The sequence below is a fragment of the Streptomyces sp. NBC_01788 genome (assembly GCF_035917575.1).
Classification (GTDB): Bacteria; Actinomycetota; Actinomycetes; order Streptomycetales; family Streptomycetaceae; genus Streptomyces.
The window spans coordinates 4,593,760-4,613,278 of record NZ_CP109090.1; the positions used below are offsets into that span (position 1 = coordinate 4,593,760).

Annotated in this window: 18 protein-coding genes and 1 riboswitch; of the genes, 8 read left to right on the top strand and 10 right to left on the bottom strand. The window is 71.9% G+C overall.

Translation table 11 applies throughout. The annotated features are described in order from the left end of the window. Positions 1 to 29 precede the first annotated feature (29 nt). Complete coding sequence (locus tag OIE49_RS20860) at positions 30 to 968, bottom strand: M56 family metallopeptidase (protein ID WP_100569681.1); 939 nt, start codon at positions 966 to 968, stop codon at positions 30 to 32. 184 nt (positions 969 to 1,152) lie between these two features. Beyond that, entirely contained in the window at positions 1,153 to 2,364 is a 1,212-nt protein-coding gene (fahA, locus tag OIE49_RS20865; protein WP_326803626.1) for a fumarylacetoacetase, read from the bottom strand. A 213-nt stretch (positions 2,365 to 2,577) separates the two neighbouring features. Here fahA and OIE49_RS20870 point away from each other — a divergent pair, with 213 nt between their 5' ends. Continuing rightward, on the top strand, positions 2,578 to 3,816 hold the full coding sequence (locus OIE49_RS20870) for a carboxylate--amine ligase (RefSeq protein ID WP_100569683.1): 1,239 nt from the start codon (positions 2,578 to 2,580) through the stop codon (positions 3,814 to 3,816). Positions 3,817 to 4,007: 191 nt separating this feature from the next. After that, a complete protein-coding gene (locus tag OIE49_RS20875; protein ID WP_401743695.1) occupies positions 4,008 to 4,814 on the top strand; it encodes an HAD family hydrolase in 807 nt (268 codons plus the stop codon). Positions 4,815 to 4,853: 39 nt separating this feature from the next. Here the strand turns inward: OIE49_RS20875 and OIE49_RS20880 are convergent, their stop codons facing one another. Further along, positions 4,854 to 5,339, bottom strand: coding sequence for a transglycosylase SLT domain-containing protein (locus tag OIE49_RS20880; protein WP_326803627.1), 486 nt, complete (start codon positions 5,337 to 5,339; stop codon positions 4,854 to 4,856). Between the two features lie 5 nt (positions 5,340 to 5,344). Then, a riboswitch (cyclic di-AMP (ydaO/yuaA leader) is annotated at positions 5,345 to 5,532 on the bottom strand. Between the two features lie 482 nt (positions 5,533 to 6,014). Between OIE49_RS20880 and OIE49_RS20885 the strand changes: the two genes are divergently transcribed. The 4 genes from OIE49_RS20885 (at position 6,015) to OIE49_RS20900 (ending at position 10,394) form a co-directional block, all read left to right on the top strand. Continuing rightward, a complete protein-coding gene (locus OIE49_RS20885; RefSeq protein ID WP_100569686.1) occupies positions 6,015 to 7,025 on the top strand; it encodes a polyprenyl synthetase family protein in 1,011 nt (336 codons plus the stop codon). Between the two features lie 286 nt (positions 7,026 to 7,311). Next, a complete protein-coding gene (locus tag OIE49_RS20890) occupies positions 7,312 to 8,526 on the top strand; it encodes a LolA family protein (protein ID WP_326803629.1) in 1,215 nt (404 codons plus the stop codon). Between the two features lie 34 nt (positions 8,527 to 8,560). Beyond that, positions 8,561 to 9,505, top strand: coding sequence for an ABC transporter ATP-binding protein (locus OIE49_RS20895; RefSeq protein ID WP_326803630.1), 945 nt, complete (start codon positions 8,561 to 8,563; stop codon positions 9,503 to 9,505). Further along, a complete protein-coding gene (locus OIE49_RS20900) occupies positions 9,492 to 10,394 on the top strand; it encodes an ABC transporter permease (protein WP_326803631.1) in 903 nt (300 codons plus the stop codon). Before OIE49_RS20895 ends, OIE49_RS20900 begins: the two co-directional genes overlap by 14 nt. Here OIE49_RS20900 and OIE49_RS20905 read toward each other — a convergent pair. Further along, positions 10,384 to 10,947: a DUF6668 family protein gene (locus tag OIE49_RS20905; protein ID WP_326803632.1), complete on the bottom strand. Its 564-nt coding sequence runs from the start codon at positions 10,945 to 10,947 to the stop codon at positions 10,384 to 10,386. The two genes, OIE49_RS20900 and OIE49_RS20905, sit on opposite strands and share 11 nt — an antisense overlap. Before the next feature lie 178 nt (positions 10,948 to 11,125). On the opposite strand from OIE49_RS20905, the gene OIE49_RS20910 reads away from it, so the two are divergent. Beyond that, positions 11,126 to 12,427 (top strand): tetratricopeptide repeat protein, encoded by a 1,302-nt coding sequence (locus OIE49_RS20910; protein WP_326803633.1) that lies wholly within the window; start codon positions 11,126 to 11,128, stop codon positions 12,425 to 12,427. A 9-nt stretch (positions 12,428 to 12,436) separates the two neighbouring features. Here OIE49_RS20910 and OIE49_RS20915 read toward each other — a convergent pair whose 3' ends face one another. The 3 genes from OIE49_RS20915 to OIE49_RS20925 all read right to left on the bottom strand — a co-directional run bounded on the left by OIE49_RS20915 (position 12,437) and on the right by OIE49_RS20925 (position 14,974). Next, on the bottom strand, positions 12,437 to 12,916 hold the full coding sequence (locus tag OIE49_RS20915; RefSeq protein WP_100569692.1) for a VOC family protein: 480 nt from the start codon (positions 12,914 to 12,916) through the stop codon (positions 12,437 to 12,439). A gap of 103 nt (positions 12,917 to 13,019) precedes the next feature. Beyond that, positions 13,020 to 13,925: an EamA family transporter RarD gene (rarD, locus tag OIE49_RS20920; protein WP_401743692.1), complete on the bottom strand. Its 906-nt coding sequence runs from the start codon at positions 13,923 to 13,925 to the stop codon at positions 13,020 to 13,022. Between the two features lie 194 nt (positions 13,926 to 14,119). Continuing rightward, positions 14,120 to 14,974: an SDR family oxidoreductase gene (locus tag OIE49_RS20925; protein WP_326803637.1), complete on the bottom strand. Its 855-nt coding sequence runs from the start codon at positions 14,972 to 14,974 to the stop codon at positions 14,120 to 14,122. A 92-nt stretch (positions 14,975 to 15,066) separates the two neighbouring features. Between OIE49_RS20925 and OIE49_RS20930 the strand changes: the two genes are divergently transcribed. Then, on the top strand, positions 15,067 to 15,513 hold the full coding sequence (locus OIE49_RS20930) for a winged helix-turn-helix transcriptional regulator (RefSeq protein WP_442812263.1): 447 nt from the start codon (positions 15,067 to 15,069) through the stop codon (positions 15,511 to 15,513). Between the two features lie 87 nt (positions 15,514 to 15,600). On the opposite strand, the gene OIE49_RS20935 is transcribed toward OIE49_RS20930, so the two are convergent. The 3 genes from OIE49_RS20935 to OIE49_RS20945 all read right to left on the bottom strand — a co-directional run bounded on the left by OIE49_RS20935 (position 15,601) and on the right by OIE49_RS20945 (position 19,466). Next, positions 15,601 to 16,716 carry a 2-oxoacid:ferredoxin oxidoreductase subunit beta gene (locus OIE49_RS20935; RefSeq protein WP_326803638.1) on the bottom strand — a complete coding sequence of 372 codons (1,116 nt, stop codon included), beginning with the start codon at positions 16,714 to 16,716 and terminating at the stop codon, positions 15,601 to 15,603. Further along, on the bottom strand, positions 16,709 to 18,637 hold the full coding sequence (locus tag OIE49_RS20940) for a 2-oxoacid:acceptor oxidoreductase subunit alpha (RefSeq protein ID WP_326803639.1): 1,929 nt from the start codon (positions 18,635 to 18,637) through the stop codon (positions 16,709 to 16,711). Before OIE49_RS20940 ends, OIE49_RS20935 begins: the two co-directional genes overlap by 8 nt. 157 nt (positions 18,638 to 18,794) lie before the next feature. Beyond that, positions 18,795 to 19,466, bottom strand: coding sequence for a response regulator transcription factor (locus OIE49_RS20945; RefSeq protein WP_100569698.1), 672 nt, complete (start codon positions 19,464 to 19,466; stop codon positions 18,795 to 18,797). Positions 19,467 to 19,519: the final 53 nt, after the last annotated feature.

Here is a 19,519-nt window from a genome sequence, read left to right on the forward strand (position 1 = left end):
CGCGCCGGACACGGCAACGGGCCCGCCGCTCAGCCCAGTGCCGTCAGGCCCGGGGCGAACGTGATCAGGAGCGGGAGCAGGGGCACCAGGGCCGCCACCGCCGTGGTCAGTGCCCGGCGCCTGCGGTCCAGCCGCGGCGGAGGCTGCAGCAGGCGGTCCACCCGCTCGCTCAGCAGCCGGTTGCTGGACGCGCAGGACAGCACCCCGCGGTGCTGGTTGAGCTCGATCAGCGCGAGGGCCGTGGTGAGGTGGCCGTGGCGGCGGGAGGCCGTGTCGTCGGCGGCCAGTTCGACCAGGCGGTGGTTCTGCTCGCAGAAGTGCGTGAACAGCGGGATGTGCGGGAAGCCGGCCGCCAGCGCGGTCGACAGATGCAGCAGCCAGTCGTGGTGGGCGCGGGCATGGCCCCGCTCATGAGCGAGGACGGCGTCGAGCTGGTGGCCGGTGAGCCGGTGCAGGGCGCCGGTGGTGACGACGAGCTGGGGCGGGTGACCGGGCATCCACCAGGCGTCGGGGTACTCGTCCTCCAGCACCAGCAGCGGTCCGCGGGCCGCCGGGAGGCCCGCGGGCAGATCGGGGGCGCGTTCGCGCAGGTGCGCGCGGGCGAGGCCGCGCCGGCGGCGGGCCTCGACGAACTCGCGGGCGAGCATCGCGGTGGTCCAGGCGGCGCCGCCCGCCAGCAGCAGGGTGAGGCCGGCGGCCCAGACCGGCGCCACCGACAGGTCGTAGGCGGCCGTCACGGCCGGCGGCGCGGGGGCGAAGACCTGGTCGTGAACGGTGCCGAAGACGGCCGCGGTGCCCAGCACCAGCCCCGCGAGGCAGCACAGCAGGACGGTGGCGACCAGGCACTGCCACACCCACAGCGCGACGACGGGCTCCCGTTCGGGCCATCCCGCCCGGGCCAGTGTGCGGGGGACCGGCACGGCGAGCGTCAGGGCGACGGCGCTCAGCAGGAGCAGGCAGGCAGTCATGCCTCGGACTCCGGATCCTCGTGGGAGGTGGGCGGGTGTCGGGGTCGTGCGGTGAAGCGTGCTGTGCGGCCGGCCGGCGCGCCGGGCGCGCGCGGCCTGCCGCCAGTATGACGGCCGCGGGTACCGGGAGTCAGGGGTCCGCGACCATCAAATCCCCGCGGGGCAAGGGCCGCAGGGCCCTGGTTCAGCCCGATACGATCCGGCCCGTCACCTCTCCGAGCCCCACCCGTGCGCCGTCCGCGCCCGGCGCCCAGGCCGAGAGCGTCACCACGTCGCCCTCCTCCAGGAACGCCCGCTTGCCGTCCGGGAGCTCCAGCGGCTCGCGGCCGTTCCAGGTCAGTTCGAGGAGCGAGCCGCGCTCGCGCTCGGACGGTCCGCTCACCGTGCCCGAGCCGTACAGGTCGCCCGTGCGCAGGGAGGCGCCGTTGACCGTCATGTGGGCGAGCTGCTGGGCGGCCGTCCAGTACATGGTGGAGAAGGGCGGCTCGGACACCACGTGGCCGTTGATCGCGACGGAGATCCGCAGGTCGTAGCCGCCGGGCTCCTCCGCCGAGTCGTCGAGGTAGGGCAGCAGCGGGTGCGTCCGCCGCGGCGGGGCCACCCGTGCCTCCTGCAGCGCGTCCAGCGGAGTGATCCACGCCGACACCGACGTGGCGAAGGACTTGCCGAGGAAGGGCCCGAGCGGGACGTACTCCCAGGCCTGGATGTCGCGCGCCGACCAGTCGTTCAGCAGGCACAGCCCGAAGACGTGCTCGCGGAAGTCGCCGAGCGCGACCGGCTGCCCCATCCGCGAGGGAGCGCCCACCACGAAGCCGACCTCCGCCTCGATGTCCAGCCGGACCGAGGGGCCGAACACCGGCGCGGGGTCCGTGGGCGCCTTCCGCTGGCCCGACGGGCGCACCACGTCCGTGCCGGAGACCACCACCGTGCCGGAGCGGCCGTGGTAACCGATGGGCAGGTGCTTCCAGTTGGGGGTCAGCGAGTCCTCGGCGTCCGGGCGGAAGATCTGCCCCACGTTCCGGGCGTGGTTCTCCGAGGCGTAGAAGTCGACGTAGTCCGCCACCTCGAAGGGGAGGTGCAGGGTCACCGAGGGCAGCGGGTGCAGGAAGGGCGCGACGGTCTCCCGGTGGGCCGGCACGGTCACCCACGACGTCAGCGCGCGCCGCACGTCGGACCACGCGGTGCGGCCCGCGGCCAGCAGCGGGTTGAGGTTCGGCCGCGCGAGCAGGTCGGCGTACGGCGAACCGAGCGCCCGCGCCGCAGCCCCCGCGTCGAGCACGTGGTCGCCGAGCCGGACGCCCACGGTCCTCTCCGGCGACCCGGCGCGGGAGAAGACGCCGTAGGGAAGGTTGTGCGGACCGAAGGGGTCGCCCTCGGGGACCTCGAAGGGGGGCATGGGGTGCTGCCTTCCTTTCCGGAATGCCATGTGGTCGGGCCACACGTTACGGGGGCATCGCATGTCTTGGGCAGTGCCTAAAGAGTTTGCAATGTCCGAATTGGCCTTGTGGGAGGGGGCAATTCCGGCTTAGCGTCCTCTGGGGACGCGGACGGGGTGGGTCCGCTCAATGGGGGACACGTGGGGGGACCCGTGGCCAGGAATGCCGTCAGTGTGCCTTTCCGGGCCGACCGCGAGGTGCCGGGCCTGATCGTGAAGTTCGGCGACTACCCGCTGCACCACGGCGGGGTGGGCGCGATCCGCAGCCTGGGCCGTCTGGGTGTGCCCATGTACGCGATCACCGAGGACGCCTACACACCGGCGGCGTCCTCCCGTTATCTCAAACGCGCGTTCGTCTGGCCGACCAGGGGCACGGAGGGCGCGGACCGTCTGGTGGAGGGTCTGCTGCGGATCGGCCGCCGCATCGGCCGTCCCGCCGTCCTGGTGCCCACCGACGAGGAGGCGGCGGTCCTGATCGCCGAGCACCAGGAGGAACTCAAGGGCCCCTTCCTCTTCCCGCCCGTCGCCGCCGGCCTGCCGCGTCGCCTGGCCAGCAAGCAGGGCCTGCACGAACTGTGCGTGGAACACGGCATCCCGAGCCCCAGGGCCGCGTTCCCGGAGTCGTACGAGGACATCGTGGCGTTCGCCGAGAAGACCCGCTTCCCGGTGGTGGCCAAGAACCGCGAGGCGTTCGTGCGGCGCAGCAGCCCCGCGGTGAACGGCACCACCAGGATCAACAGCCGGGAGGGCCTGCTGGCCCTGGCCCGCGACTGGGGCGAGCGGCCCGGCGTGATCCTCCAGGAGTACCTGCCGCGGGAGGAGGCCGAGGACTGGATCGTGCACGCCTACTTCGACCGGAGCTCGACCCCGCTCGCGATGTTCACCGGCGTCAAGGTCCGCTCCTGGCCGCCGCACGCGGGCATGACGGCGAACGCGTACGTCGTCGACAACCCTGAACTCGCCGACCTCGCCGCCCGGTTCATCAAGCAGATCGGCTTCACCGGCATCGTCGACCTCGACCTGCGTTTCGACCGGCGCGACGGGCAGTACAAGCTCCTCGACTTCAATCCGCGCATGGGCGCGCAGTTCCGGCTCTTCGAGAGCGATTCGGGTGTGGACGTCGTCCGTGCCATGCACCTCGACCTGACCGGGCGCCCCGTCCCGGAGGGCGAGCAGCGCACCGGCCACCGCTACGTCGTGGAGAACATCGACCTGCCCGCCCTCCTCGCCTACCGCCGCAGCGGCTACACCACACCGCACGCGCCGGCGAGGGCGAGCGGTACGGAGCTGGCCTGGCTCGCGGGTGACGATCCGCTGCCGTTCGTGACGATGCTCGCGCGCTTCGTGCGGCCGGGTGCCCGGCACCTCTATCAGCTGTGGCGGACCAACCGCCGGGGTGGCACGACCGGTTGAGGCAGACCACGACGGTATGCGGGCGGCCCGTTCCGCGGCCGGCCGGCCACCTCGCGGTGGCGCACGGTTGAGCACCCTCTCGCGCGGCACCCAAGGGCTTTCACTCGCAGCGCAGTTGGGGGAAACGACGGCTCGGAGCGCAGTCGTCCGGCTCCGGTCGAGTCGGCGGGTCGTGACATCCGTATTCTCTGATCATGGCCGCCCTCGCATACACCCTCATCGCCACCGACCTGGACGGAACGCTGCTGCGCGGCGACGACACCGTGTCCGAACGGTCCCTCGCCGCGCTCGCGAGGGCGGCGGCCGCCGGTGCCCGGCACCTCGTGGTGACCGGACGGCCGGCGCCGAGGGTGCGGGAACTGCTCGGCGTCCTCGGCACCAAGGGGCTCGCGGTGTGCGGTCAGGGCGCCCAGCTCTACGACGCCGGCGGCGACCGTCTGCTGTGGTCGGTCACCCTGGACCGGGAGCTGGCCGAGACCGCGCTCGGCAAGATCGAGGCCGAGGTGGGGGAGGTGTACGCCGCGGTCGACCAGGACGGGACCGAGGGGCTCACGCTCATCGAGCCGGGGTACCGCATGCCGCACCCGGCGCTGCCCGCCGTACGGGTCGAACGGCGCGACGAGCTGTGGCACGCGCCCATCAGCAAGGTGCTGCTGCGTCACCCGGTGCTGTCCGACGACGAGCTGGCGGCGGCGGCCCGCGGTGTGGTGGGGTCCCTCGCCACGGTCACCATGTCGGGCCCCGGGACCGTGGAGCTCCAGCCGTGCGGCATCACCAAGGCGACCGGACTGGCGCTCGCCGCCGAACACCTGGGCCTCGGCCGTGAGCGCGCCCTCGCCTTCGGCGACATGCCCAACGACATCCCTATGTTCCAGTGGGCCGCCCGGGGGGTCGCCATGGCCAACGCCCACCCCGAGCTGAAGGCGGTGGCCGACGAGGTCACGACGTCGAACGAGGACGACGGCATCGCCGTCGTCCTCGAACGACTGTTTGTCTAGTGCCGGGGCACCAGCCGGCGTGGGCCGGCCGTGGTCCGGTCAGTAGGCGCCGTGAACGTTGTCGATGGTGCCGTACCGCTTGGCCGCGTAGTTGCAGGCGGCCGTGATGTTGGCGATCGGGTCGTAGATGTCCCAGGACGTCCCGTTCACGTGGTAGGCCCGGAAGGTCGGGTCGATGACCTGGAGCAGGCCCTTGGAGGGTATGCCCTTCTTGGCGTTGGAGTCCCAGAGGTTGATGGCGCGCGGGTTGCCGGAGGACTCGCGGATGATGTTGCGGTGGATCCCGTTGTAGGAGCCCGGGATGCCCTTCTGCGCCATGACCGCCAGGGAGGCCCGGATCCAGCCGTCGAGGTTGTTCGGGTAGCCGAAGCTCGAGGCCGTGTGGACCCTGGCCGGGGTCGCCGCGGACGCGGTCGTCGCGCCGAGCAGCGGCACGGCGAGGACGGCTGCGCCCGTGCCGGTGACGGCGAGGGTGCGGACGAGGCGGGCGGTGCGGGAAGAGCGGCGCTGACCGTTTGCAGGCATGGGGGAATTCCTCTCCGTCGCCTGCGAGGTGAGCTGTCGGGTTCGGGCGGGGAGGTGCCCGGCCGCGCCCCGAAGGGCACGGCTTCACCCCGAGCCGTTCCGGCGCTGCGTACGACGTAGGACGTACGAGCCCGGCCCGGCGGCTTACCTGGGTCCCCCGCTCCTGCCGTGGTTCATTCGGTCGTTGGGATTACGGGCGGCGGCAGGATTCGGCGTCCGCCCGATGGCCGGGAACGTATGCGAGGGCACATGTCCCGAACAAGTGGCGGAATCACACATCGTCCTATTTGACCTTGGTCGGGGCGTATGTGGTGCTTGATCCTTTGCGTCCGCCGCAGGTCAACTCCGTTGGCCGTAAAGGGAATGTGAAGGAGTGCGAGAGGTGGTGCGAAGGGAGGGTGGAGTGACCCAACTCACGGTTCGGGTGCCCGAAGGGCAATTACCACTAAAGAGAATTGAAACCCCAATAGGGGCGAATCGGACTTCGGGTGTGAGTGTGGATGGGCCATGTGGCCGACGCGTGACGGTGGTCACGTCGGGTGATGTGGCCTGGCCCGTATAGGTGGGCGATATCGGTGATCGAAACGTGACCGGATACGCTGACTTGAGTGAGGGCAGCGACCTATCGACAAACCGTGTAAATCCCAGCAGACACCAGCAGACAGGAGACCCCTCGTGACCGTCGTCGGGCCATTCGGGCTGAGCGTGCGGGACCAGGCTCTCGAAGCCGATGTCCAGGCCGGATTGGCGGCTGTCGAGGAAGGGCTGCTCGAAGCCACCAAGAGCGAGGTCCCGTTCATCACGGGGGCCGCGCAGCACCTCGTCAGGGCGGGCGGGAAGCGGTTCCGGCCGCTGCTCGTGATGCTCGCGTCCCAGTTCGGTGACCCGTACGCGCCGGGGGTCGTGCCGTCGGCCGTGGTGGTGGAGCTGACCCATCTGGCCACGCTGTACCACGACGACGTGATGGACGAGGCCGCCGTGCGCCGCGGGGTCGCCAGCGCCAACACACGCTGGGGCAACTCGGTCGCGGTCCTGACCGGCGACTTCCTGTTCGCCCGGGCCTCGCAGATCCTCGCCGACCTCGGCCCGGAGGCCGTGCGGGTGCAGGCCTTGGCGTTCGAACGGCTGGTCACCGGTCAGATCCTGGAGACGGCGGGCCCGCAGGACGGCCGGGACCCGGTCGACCACTACCTGGACGTGCTGGGCGGCAAGACCGGGTCGCTGGTGGCGGTGTCGTGCCGGTTCGGCGCGATGATGTCCGGCGCCGACGAGACCGTCGTGGACGTGCTGACGCAGTACGGCGAGCGGCTGGGCGTCGCCTTCCAGCTCGCGGACGACGTCCTGGACATCGCCTCCGACTCGCACGAGTCGGGCAAGACCCCCGGCACCGATCTGCGCGAGGGCATCGCCACGCTGCCGGTGCTGAGGCTGCGCGAGCGCGCGGCCCGGCTGGGGCTGCCCGAGGACATCGCGCTGTGCGAGCTGCTGGACTCCGACCTGACCGACGACGCGCGGCACGCGGAGGCGCTGGCGGCGCTGCGCGCGCACCCGGCGCTGGAGCAGGCCCGCCGGGACACCGTGCGCTACGCCAAGGAGGCGCGGGCCGCGCTGGCGCCGCTGCGGGAGTGCGAGGCGAAGGCCGCGCTGCTGCAGATGTGCGACGCGGTGGTGCACCGGGCCGGCTGACGCCCGTCCGGTACCGCGACCTGCCCGGACGACCCGCCGGGCGGCCCCTTCCGAGCGGCGCTCTCCAGGTCTACCCCTACGGGGTGGGGGAGGCGTCGCCCTTTGTGTGTCATACCGCAGGCGTACACGGAGTTGGCTCCGGGGTCTGACGCTTCCGCCCGGCCGATTTGGTCAGATGGACACTACGGACCACACCACTCCTCACCGATCTGGGTGAGAATGGCGGCTGAGGGTGACACCCGAGCGCAGCAGGACAGCCGCCGCCGATGACGGAGGTAGGGCACACATGGCACCGAACGGATCCGAAGCCGACGACCTGCGCGCGGGGCGCCGCAAGGCCGCGCGCTACGTCGTCCCGGTCACGGTGGTGGGGGTGGCCGCGGCGACCATCGGGCTCGTCCCGGCACTCGCCGCGTCCGGCGACCCCGACCTGCCGAAGATCACCGCACAGCAACTCATAGAGAAAATCGCCAAGTCGGACGTCGAGCAGCTGTCCGGCACGGTCAAGATCAGCACCGATCTCGGTCTGCCGAACCTCGGCGGCCTGGAGAGCGGCCTGGCCTCCGGCGCCATGGGGGGCGGTGACGGTTCGTCGGCCGACCCGGCGTCAAAGCTGCCCGAGCTGGCGTCCGGCACCCACACCCTGCGCGTCGCCGCCGACGGTGAGGACCGGCAGAAGGTCTCCCTGATCGAGAGCGCCGCCGAGTACAGCCTCATCCACAACGGCAAGGACGTCTGGGGCTACGACAGCAAGTCGAACGAGGTCTTCCACGGCACGGCCGCCGACAGCGGCAGGAAGCACCGGGACGAGGTCCCCGCCACACCCAAGGACTTCGCCGACGAGGCCCTGAAGTCGGTCGACGACACCACCTCGGTGAAGGTCGACGGCACCGCGCAGGTCGCCGGACGCGACGCCTACAGGCTGGTCATCGAGCCGAAGCACGCCTCCGGCACCACTGTCGGCGCGATCAGCATCGCGGTGGACGCCAAGACCGGGCTGCCGCTGAAGTTCACGCTCACCCCGGCGAGCGGCGGCGCCGCCGTGGTGGACGCGGGCTTCACCCGGATCGACTTCGCCAGGCCCGCCGCCTCGACCTTCGACTTCACCCCGCCCAAGGGCGCGAAGGTCACCGAGGAGAAGGACGCCGCGACCCACGCCGGGCAGGGCGCCGAGCGGAAGGCCGGCCCGGGCCGGCAGTTCCACGAGCCCGGCGCCCAGGAGAAGGGCCTGGCCGAGAAGGGCCCGGAGATCATCGGCAAGGGCTGGAACTCCATCGCCGTGTTCGACACCGGCACCAAGGGCGGCATCCCGTCGTCCGCCGGCAAGGGCGAGCTCGGCGGCTTCCTCGACTCGCTCGGCGACCAGGTCAGCGGCACGTTCGGCAAGGGCACGGTGTTCTCCACCCGCCTGGTCAACGCGCTGATCACGGACAACGGCAAGGTGTACGTCGGCGCGGTCACCAAGGACACGCTGGTGAAGGCGGCCGGCGCCGGGAAGTGAGCACGCGCCGGGGCACGAGGGATCGAGGGAGCCGATGGACGAAACGGATGACGGCGTCATCCACACGCGCGGGCTCACCAAGCGGTACCGCGGCGGACAGCTCGCCGTCGACGGTCTCGACCTGACCGTCCCGGCGGGCAGCGTCTTCGGCTTCCTCGGCCCCAACGGCTCCGGCAAGACCACCACCATCCGCATGCTGATGGGGCTCATCGAGCCCACCTCCGGCACGGCGCGGGTACTGGGGCGCCCCATGCCCCGGTCCTCGCGCACCGTGCTCCCGCAGGTCGGCGCCCTCATCGAGGGCCCCGCCCTGTACGGCTTCCTCTCCGGCCGGGACAACCTGCTGCGCTACGACGCCGCCGACCCGACCGCCGACCCCCGCACCCGGCGCGCGCGGGTCGCGGCCGCCCTGGACCGGGTGGGCCTGACGGCCGCGGCGGGCAAGAAGGCCAATGCCTACTCCCTGGGCATGAAACAGCGCCTGGGGCTGGCCGCCGCGCTGCTCCAGCCGCGCAGACTGCTCGTCCTGGACGAGCCGACCAACGGCCTCGACCCGCAGGGCATGCGCGAGATCCGCTCGCTGGTCCGGGAGCTGGCCTCCGACGGCACGACCGTCTTCCTCTCCTCCCATCTGCTGGACGAGATCGAGCAGGTGTGCACCCACGCGGCGGTCATGGCACAGGGCCGGCTGATCACCCAGGGCGCCGTGGCGGAACTGGCCGCCGGAGCACGCGGCCGGCTGGCGGTGACCACGCCCGACACGGGGGAGGCGGCCCGGGTGCTGAAGGAACAGGGCGTCGCCGACATCACCGTGGGCGAGGACCGGGTGACCGGCGACCCGCCGGAGCGGGACCTCGCCGACGTGAACGCCGCGCTGGTGACGGCGGGCGTGCGCGTACGCGGCTTCGGCGTCGAACGGGCCTCGCTGGAGGACGCGTTCGTCGCCCTCACAGGGGAGGGCTTCGATGTCGCGGGCTGAGGTCTCACCGGAACGCGCCGCGGACACGGCCGTCCGCGCCCCCGGTCCGCTGTGGACCTTCGGGCTGCTGCGCAGCGAGCTGGTGACCACCTTCCGGCGCTGGCGCACCCTCGCGCTGCTGGGCGTGCTGGCCGGGGTACCGGTCCTGGTCGGGGTGGCCGTCAGGATCGAGACGAGGGACGGCAGGTCCGTCGGTGGTGGCGGTGGGGGCGGCGAGGGACCCGCGTTCATCGCGCAGGTCACCAACAACGGACTGTTCCTGGTCTTCACCGCACTGGCCGCCACCCTGCCGTTCTTCCTGCCGATGGCCGTGGGCGTGATCGCGGGTGACGCCGTCGCCGGGGAGGCGAACGCGGGCACGTTGCGCTATCTGCTGGTCGCCCCCGCCGGCCGCACCCGCCTGCTCCTCGCCAAGTACGCCACCACGATGGCCTTCTGCCTGGTCGCCACCCTGGTGGTCGCCGTCTCGGCGCTCCTCGTGGGCGCGCTGCTGTTCCCGCTCGGCGATCTGACGACCATCTCCGGCACGCGGATCAGCTTCGCCGACGGACTGGGCCGGGCCCTGCTGATCGCCCTCGTCGTCGCCGCGTCCCTGGTCGGGCTGGCCGCCCTCGGGCTCTTCGTGTCGACGCTGACCAACAGCGGGATCGCGGCGATGGCCACGACCGTGGGCCTGCTGATCACCGTTCAGATCCTCGACCAGATACCCCAGCTGCACGCGATCCAGCCGTACCTCTTCCCGCACTACTGGCTGTCCTTCGCCGACCTCATGCGCGAGCCGGTCTACTGGGACGGCCTGGTGAAGAACCTGGAGTTGCAGGCCCTGTACGCGGCGGTGTTCGGCTCGGCGGCCTGGGCGCGGTTCACGGCGAAGGACATCACGGCGTAGCCGCCGCCCCCACGGTCCCCGCCCGCGCGGTTCCCGCCCCGGTGAGCCGGGCCAGCGGCTCGCTCTCGCGCGGCGGCGCTCCGCCCAGGTCGCCCAGCCGCCAGGCCTCCACCCACGGGACGCGGTAGACGTCGATCACGGACTCGATCGGCTTCACCCGCTGGGCGAGCCGTCGCGGCAGCCGTCCCGGCGCGTCGGCGACGAGCACCACGGCGTCCAGGTCGAGCCCGGCGGGTGCCTCGCCCCTGCGGAAGACCTCCAGGGCCCGGACGACGGCGTCCAGTCCGGCCGCGTGGGTCCTGGCGACCAGCAGCACCGACTCCGGTTCCCCCGGCCCAGGCCAGCCGCGTCCGCAGTCGTGACCGCCGTAGACCGCCGCGAGCGTGGTCGTGCCCGCGCCGCCATGGGTGGCCAGCCAGGAGAAGCGGCGGAGCGTGACGAGCCGGCCGACGGGCCGCTCGGGTCCGCCCTCCCACCCGCCGGGCTTGGCGGTGGCGTCGGTCACCGGTCCGCGAATCCAGATCTCCGGCCCCTGTCGCACGCCTGGCCGCATGCCCGTCCCTCTTCCGTGTCGTTCCGACGATCGTCGCCCGCGGAACGTTACCCGCGTCACAGGAGTGCGGTTCCTGGTGCGAGTCTGTGACGTCGCGGTGACGCGGGGAGGGCAGGCGGGCGGAGAGACTCGAACGTAAGCGAACGACCGGATGGCACTCATCCGAGTGAGGGAACCGATGTCTCGACTGAGCCGCGGGAAGAAGCGGGAACACGAGCGCGCCGTGCGGCCGGCGGCTCCCGTGGCGACGCCGGTCGCCGTCCATGTGCCGGCGGACGGCCCCGGGGCCTCGGTCGGCGGTGTACCGGTCCGTCCGGCTCCCGGCGAGGTGATCCAGCGGGCCGTCCTGAACCACCTCCACCGCATCGCCCTCGCCCGCGGCCACGCCGTCCTCGCCACGGTCGCCGACGAGCGCATCGGCTACGTCGTTCACCTCCAGGTCCACCCCGACGGCTCCAGCACGTTCACGGCGGAACCTCAGCACACGGCACCGCCGGACCCGCCGGCCGACGCGCCCGGTGAGAGTGCGCCCGCTCTCCCACCGCGGGCGGTGCCCGAGTCACCCGCGGCACCCACGTTCGTGCTGCGGACCGTGCCGGAACCGGCGGGTGACACGCCCTTCGGTACGGCCGCCGTCCCCACGGGGGTGTTCGGCCCACCCCCGGTGATGGACGCGCCCCCGGCCGACGAGAACGCACAACCGGAACCGCCCACGCCTGCCGACGGGGCTCCGGCACCCGCCGACGCGGCCCCCGCCGCCCTCGGCGCGCCTGCGCCCGTCGGCGGGGCTTCGGTGCCTGTCGATCAAGCCCTTGCCCCCGCCGCCCCCGAGGCCCCCGCGCCTTCCCGCCGGCAGCACCAGCACCCGGCCCCGGACCCGGCCGAACCCCACCCGGCCGAATTCCGTCCGGACGACCTCGGGCCCACCCCCACCCCCGCCCGCGGGTTCGACGCCGTGGCCGAGGCGGTGCTCGGGGAGGATCCCAGGACCGCGGCCGGTGAGGCGGGCGTCGTCCTGCTCGCCGAACCCCTGGCGCGGGTCAACGAGGCCGTGAAGGAGGGCCGGATCGAGGAGGCGGCGGCCCTGGCCGGACGCACCGTCGCGGAGGCGTCCGGCACGCTCGGCCCGGAGCACCCCGAGGTGCTGCGGCTGCGCGAACTCACCGCCTACATCGCCTACCTGGCGGGCGACCCGCTTCGCTCCTTCGGCATCTCCCTCGGCCTCGCCCGCATCCGTCACCACGCCGGGGACACGGAGGCGGCCTACGGCGACGTGCAGAGCGCGAGCGCCGCCTGGCGCGCGGTACGCGACCCCGAGCAGGGCCTGCGGCTCGGCCGCGACCTGATCGGCCTGTGGACCGAACTCACCGCCGAGGACGGTCCCGCCGCCGACGACATCGAACAACTGGAGTCCGCCCGCGTCCGCATGGGCCGCCTGGCCGAACGGGCCCGCACCGCGTCCCGGCCGTCCACCGGCTGATCCGGCGTCCTACGCCACGCAGAAGACGTTGCCCTCCGGATCCTCCATGACCACCCACTCCCCGGCGGGCTCCCGGACGTGCCGCAGCACGCGCGCGCCGAGCTCCGTCAGCCGTTCCACCTCGTCCGTGCGCCGGTCCTCGCCGGGGTGCAGGTCGAGGTGGAGCCGGTTCTTGCCGGCCTTGGTCTCCGGCACCCGCTGGAACAGCAGCCGCCTCCCCAGACCGGTGCCGCGTTCCTTGTCGTACGGGTCGTCGGGGTGCCGTACGCCGATCAGGTCCCGGAAGGCCGGGCGGCCGTGGAACTCGACGGTGGCCCCGCCCGGCAGCGCCCCGAGCTCCACCAGCCGTTCGACCAGTGCGCTGTTGTCCTCCACCTCGTAGTGCAGCGCGGCGGCCCAGAAGTCGGCCTGCGCGTGCGGGTCGGTGGCGTCGATGACGAGCTTCCAGTGCAGCGGGGCGGGCGCGTCGTCCGTGGGTGTCCGAGTCATGCGACCAGTTATATGCGCGGGCCCGTCCGGGCGCTGGAACTCACCGGATTCGAGGGCGGGATGGAATGCGATCCCGTTCCTCGGCCGGCGTCCGCGGCAGCGGCTACGCGTCCACCGGGTCGGCCGTCGCCGTCGCCGTCGGCGCGGTCCTGGGGGCGGCTAGCCGGGCCCTGTCCCGCGCCGCCCGCCGGGCCGTGCGCAGGCCGTCCCAGGTCAGCATGGTCAGGGCCAGCCAGACCAGGGCGAAGCCGGCCCAGCGCTCGGCCGGCATGGACTCGTGGAAGTAGGCGACGCCGAGCAGGAACTGGAAGACCGGGGCCATGTACTGGAGCAGGCCGAGCGTGGACAGCGGCACTCGTATCGCCGCCGCGCCGAAGCAGACCAGCGGCAGCGCGGTCACGATGCCGGTGGAGGCGAGCAGGGCGGCGTGCCCGGCGCCCTCCGCGGCGAATGTCGAGGTGCCGTGGGCGCCCAGCCACAGCAGATAGGCCAGAGCGGGCAGGAACTGGACCGCGGTCTCGGCGGTCAGCGACTCGATGCCGCCCAGGTTGACCTTCTTCTTCACCAGGCCGTAGGTGGCGAAGGAGAAGGCGAGGCAGAGGGAGATCCACGGCGGGCGGCCGTAGCCGATGGTGAGCACGACGACGGAGGCGGCGCCGGTGCCGACCGCCGCCCACTGCACGGGCCGCAGCCGCTCCTTGAGGAGCAGCACGCCCATCGCGATGGTGACCAGCGGGTTGATGAAGTAGCCGAGGGAGGCCTCCACCACGTGCCCGCTGTTGACGGACCAGATGTAGACGCCCCAGTTGACGGTGATCACCGCGGCGGCGATCACGACGAGGGCCAGCCTGCGCGGCTGGCGCAGCAGTTCGCCGGCCCAGGCCCAGCGGCGTACGACGAGCAGGGCGACGGCGACGAAGGCGAGGGACCACACCATGCGGTGCGCGAGGATCTCGATCGCCCCGGCGGGTTTGAGCAGCGGCCAGAAGATGGGGACGAGGCCCCACATCCCGTAGGCGGCGATGCCGTTCAGCAGTCCTGTGCGCCGCTCGCCACTCGGCTGCTCGCTCACTGGTTCCTCCTTCACGCCCGGCCGCGTACCGTGCGGCGGGCATCAAAGAAGGTAGCGCCACGCGCCCCCGCCTGTCATGTCCGTCTTGCTGAACGGTCATGACGGGCGGGTTACGGTTTCTCCCGCGTCGCTCAGTCCTCCAGCGCCGCGGTGATCGCCTCCGAGACCGGGCTGGTGTGGCGGCCGATCAGACGGGAGAGGTCGCCGGAGGTGACCACCAGCTCGCCCTTCTCGATGGAGGCGTCCACGCCCGCCAGGATCGCGGCGATCGGCCCGGGCAGCCCCGCGCCGGCCAGGACGCCCGCGAACTCCTCGACGGTGACCGGGTTGGACGTGATCGTCCTGCCGGTCTGCCGGCTCAGCTCGGCGGCGTACTCGGCGAGGCTCCACGCCTCGTCCCCGCCCAGCTCGTACGTCCGGTTCTCGTGGCCCTCCCCGGTCAGGACGGCGACGGCGGCGGCCGCGTACTCGGCGCGCGAAGCGGAGGAGATGCGACCCTCGCCGGCGGCGTGCACGACGGCGCCGTGCTCCAGGACGGGGGCGAGCTGCTCGGTGTAGTTCTCGTGGTACCAGCCGTTGCGCAGCAGCACGTAGGGCACCCCGGAGGCCAGCAGCGCCTCCTCGGTGCCGCGGTGGTCGTCGGCGAGGGAGGCCTTCAGGGAGCCGGGGGCGCTGGTGTAGGCGAGCAGCGCCACACCGGCGGCCCGGGCCGCGTCGATGACGACCCGGTGCTGCCGGACCCGGCCCTTGTCGAACTCGTTGCCGGAGATCAGCAGGACCTTGTCGCCGGCCGAGAACAGGCCCTCGAAGGTCTCGGGCGCGTTGTAGTCGGCGACCGCGATCCGCGCGCCGCGCTCGGCGAGGTCCGCGGCCTTCTCGGGGCTGCGTACGACAGCGACGACCTGGTCGGCCGGAACCTTCTCCAGCAGTTGTTCCACGACGTGGCGGCCGAGGTGCCCGGTGGCTCCGGTGACGACGATGCTCATGACGGAAGTCTCCTTGTGGGGGTGCCTGTGCCCCCCACGCTAGGAGAAGCGCTATCTCTTCGAAAGTACCCACTTTGAAGTAAGGTACTGGCATGGCGGTAAGTGCGGTAAGTGCAGGAGTGGATGCGAGAGGTGCGGCGAGGGGCGACGTCGCCGACGCGGCGATGTGCCCGTACCGGCTGGTCCTGGAGCACGTCACCAGCCGGTGGGGCGTCCTCGTGCTGATCGAGCTGCTGGAGCGGCCCCACCGCTTCAGCGAGCTGCGTCGCGCCGTGGGCCGGGTCAGCGGGGCGGGCGTCAGCGAGAAGATGCTCACCCAGACGCTGAAGACCCTGGAGCGCGACGGGCTCGTCCACCGCGACGCCAAGCCGGTGATCCCGCCCCGGGTCGACTACTCCCTCACCGGCCTCGGCCGGGAGGCCGCCGAGCAGGTTCGGACGCTCGCGCTGTGGACCCAGGAGCGCATGGCGGACGTCGAGCAGGCCCGGCGGACGTACGACGAGGCCCGGCGGGCACAGGACAGGGCCCGCCGGGCATGAGGCGAGGCCCGGGTCGCGCGGACCCGGGCCTCGTGAGCCGGAACAGCCGGAACAGCCTGAGCAGTCCGAGCAGTCGGAAGGGGCAGCTCAGCCGACGACCGTCCAGGTGTCCCCGCCGGCCAGCAGCGCGGCCAGGTCGCCCTTGCCCCGCTGCTCGATCGCCGCGTCGAGCTGGTCGGCCATCGCGGTGTCGTAGACCGGGCGGTCGACGGACCGGAAGACACCGATCGGGGTGTGGTGGAGGGTGTCGGGGTCGGCCAGCCGGGACAGTGCGAACGCCGTGGTCGGGGAGGCCGCGTGCGCGTCGTGGACGAGGATCTCGGACTCGTTGGCCGGGGTGACGTCCACGACGCACAGGTCGCCGGTGCGCGCGTCCCGGACCACGCCGCGCTCGCCTCCCCCACTCTCGGCTTCGCTCGAGCGGGAGGTGCCCCCAGCCCCGAAACGGATCGGCTGCCCGTGCTCCAGGCGGATCAGCGCTTCCTGGGCCTGCTGGCGGTCCTTGAGGGCGTCGAAGGCGCCGTCGTTGAAGATGTTGCAGTTCTGGTAGATCTCGATCAGCGCGGTGCCCGGGTGGGCGGCGGCCTGGCGCAGCACCTCGGTGAGGTGCTTGCGGTCGGAGTCGATGGTGCGGGCGACGAAGGACGCCTCGGCGCCGATGGCGAGGGAGACCGGGTTGAAGGGGGCGTCGAGGGAGCCCATCGGCGTCGACTTGGTGATCTTGCCGATCTCGGACGTCGGGCTGTACTGGCCCTTGGTCAGGCCGTAGATCCGGTTGTTGAACAGCAGGATCTTGAGGTTGACGTTGCGGCGCAGGGCGTGGATGAGGTGGTTGCCGCCGATGGACAGCGCGTCGCCGTCACCGGTGACGACCCACACCGACAGGTCGCGGCGCGAGGTGGCCAGGCCGGTGGCGATGGCGGGGGCGCGGCCGTGGATGGAGTGCATCCCGTAGGTGTTCATGTAGTACGGGAAGCGGGAGGAGCAGCCGATGCCGGAGACGAAGACGATGTTCTCCCTGGCCAGCCCCAGTTCCGGCATGAAGCCCTGGACGGCCGCGAGGATCGCGTAGTCGCCGCAGCCGGGGCACCAGCGCACTTCCTGGTCGGACTTGAAGTCCTTCATGGACTGCCGGGCCTGGGCCTTCGGCACCAGGGAGAGCGCTTCGGCCGTGCCCGTGCCTTCCGTGGACGTCTCAGCCATCGATGGCCTCCTTGAGAGCCGTGGCGAGCTGTTCCGCCTTGAACGGCATACCGTTGACCTGGTTGTACGAGTGCGCGTCCACCAGGTACTTCGCCCGGACCAGGGTGGCGAGCTGACCGAGGTTCATCTCGGGGATCACCACCTTGTCGTAGCCCGTCAGGACCGCGCCGAGGTTCTTCGGGAAGGGGTTGAGATGGCGCAGGTGGGCCTGCGCGATGGACTCCCCGGCCGCGCGCAGCCGGCGCACCGCCGCCGTGATGGGCCCGTAGGTGGAGCCCCAGCCCAGGACGAGGGTGTGCGCGCCGTCCGGGTCGTCGACCTCGATGTCCGGGACCTCGATGCCGTCGATCTTGGCCTGCCGGGTGCGGACCATGAAGTCGTGGTTGGCGGGGTCGTAGGAGATGTTGCCGGTGCCGTCCTGCTTCTCGATGCCGCCGATGCGGTGCTCCAGGCCCGGCGTGCCCGGGACCGCCCACGGGCGGGCCAGGGTCTTGGGGTCGCGCTTGTAGGGCCAGAACACCTCGGTGCCGTCGGCCGTGGTGTGGTTGGGGCCCTGCGCGAACTGCACGCGCAGGTCGGGCAGTTCGTCCGGCTCGGGGATGCGCCAGGGTTCGGAGCCGTTGGCGAGGTAGCCGTCGGAGAGCAGGAAGACCGGGGTGCGGTAGGTCAGCGCGATCCGGGCCGCCTCCAGGGCGGCGTCGAAGCAGTCCGCCGGGGTGCACGGGGCGACGACCGGGACCGGCGCCTCGCCGTTGCGGCCGTACATCGCCTGCAGCAGGTCCGCCTGCTCGGTCTTGGTGGGCAGGCCGGTGGACGGCCCGCCGCGCTGGATGTCCACCACCAGCAGCGGCAGCTCCAGCGACACCGCGAGGCCGATCGTCTCGCTCTTGAGCGCCACGCCGGGGCCGGAGGTGGTGGTCACCGCGAGGGACCCGCCGAAGGCGGCCCCGAGGGCGGCGCCGATGCCCGCGATCTCGTCCTCGGCCTGGAAGGTCCGCACACCGAAGTTCTTGTGCTTGGACAGCTCGTGCAGGATGTCCGAGGCCGGGGTGATCGGGTAGGAGCCCAGGTACAGCGGCAGGTCCGCCTGGCGGGAGGCCGCCACCAGGCCGTACGCCAGGGCCAGGTTCCCGGAGATGTTGCGGTACGTGCCGACGGGGAAGGCCTTGGAGGCCGGGGCGACCTCGTAGGAGACCGCGAAGTCCTCCGTCGTCTCACCGAAGTTCCAGCCCGCGCGGAACGCGGCGATGTTCGCCGCCGCGATGTCCGGCTTCCGGGCGAACTTCGTCCGCAGGAACTTCTCCGTGCCCTCCGTGGGCCGGTGGTACATCCAGCTCAGCAGGCCCAGCGCGAACATGTTCTTGCTGCGCTCGGCCTCCTTGCGGGACAGGTCGAACTCCTTGAGGGCCTCGACCGTCAGGGTGGTCAGCGGCACCGGGTGCAGGTGGTAGCCGTCCAGCGAGCCGTCCTCCAGCGGAGAGGCGTCGTAGCCGACCTTCTGCATCGCGCGCTTGGTGAACTCGTCGGTGTTGACGATGATCTCCGCGCCGCGCGGCAGGTCGCCGACGTTGGCCTTCAGCGCGGCCGGGTTCATCGCGACCAGCACGTTCGGCGCGTCCCCGGGGGTCAGGATGTCGTGGTCGGCGAAGTGCAGCTGGAAGGAGGACACACCCGGCAGGGTTCCTGCGGGGGCCCGGATCTCGGCCGGGAAGTTCGGCAGCGTCGACAGATCGTTCCCGAACGTCGCCGTCTCCGAGGTGAAGCGGTCACCGGTGAGCTGCATACCGTCACCCGAGTCACCGGCGAACCGGATGATCACCCGGTCCAGGCGGCGGACGTCCTTCGTCCCGGCCGCCCTGCGCTGCTCTCCTACGACGGCACCATCGGCCTGCTCCGCTGGACTGCTGACCTGGCTGGTCACTGAACTGGACCTCCTTCGAGGCTGCTGTGTGGGAGCGGCCTTCCCGAAGACCTTCCCGGCTTCAACCCTACGACCGCGAGGGTCGCCTTCCTGGCATCGTTCGCATGCTGGACGTGCCGATGAGACGGCTCGCAGACTTCGAGACAGTGTCGGACGATCACGAGTTCAGATAGGTGAGCACGGCCAGAACACGCCGGTGATCCCCATCACTTTGGGACAGTCCGAGCTTGAGGAAGATGTTGCTGACGTGCTTCTCGACCGCGCCGTCGCTCACCACGAGCTGCCGGGCGATCGCCGAGTTCGTCCGCCCCTCGGCCATCAGCCCCAGCACCTCCCGCTCCCGCGGGGTGAGCCCGGCCAGCACGTCCTGCTTGCGGCTGCGGCCGAGCAACTGGGCGACGACCTCCGGGTCCAGGGCCGTACCGCCCTCGGCCACCCGGACCACCGCGTCCACGAACTCGCGCACCTCGGCCACACGGTCCTTGAGCAGATAGCCGACCCCACGGCTGGAGCCTGCCAGCAGCTCGGTGGCGTACCGCTCCTCCACGTACTGCGAGAACACGAGCACGCCCAGCTCGGGGTGCGCCTTGCGCAGCTGCACCGCGGCCCTGACCCCCTCGTCGGTGTGCGTCGGCGGCATGCGCACGTCCGCCACGACGACATCCGGCAGCGCCTGCTGGTCGTGCAGCTCCGCGATGGTCTTGATCAGCGCCTGGGCGTCCCCGACGCCCGCCACGACCTCGTGTCCGCGGTCGGTCAGCAGCCGGGTCAGGCCCTCCCTGAGCAGCACTGAATCCTCGGCGATGACCACCCGCACCCTGTCCTCCATGATCCTCGGCCCCCCAGCCTCGCCCCACGGCCTTCCGTGCGACACGGTCCAGC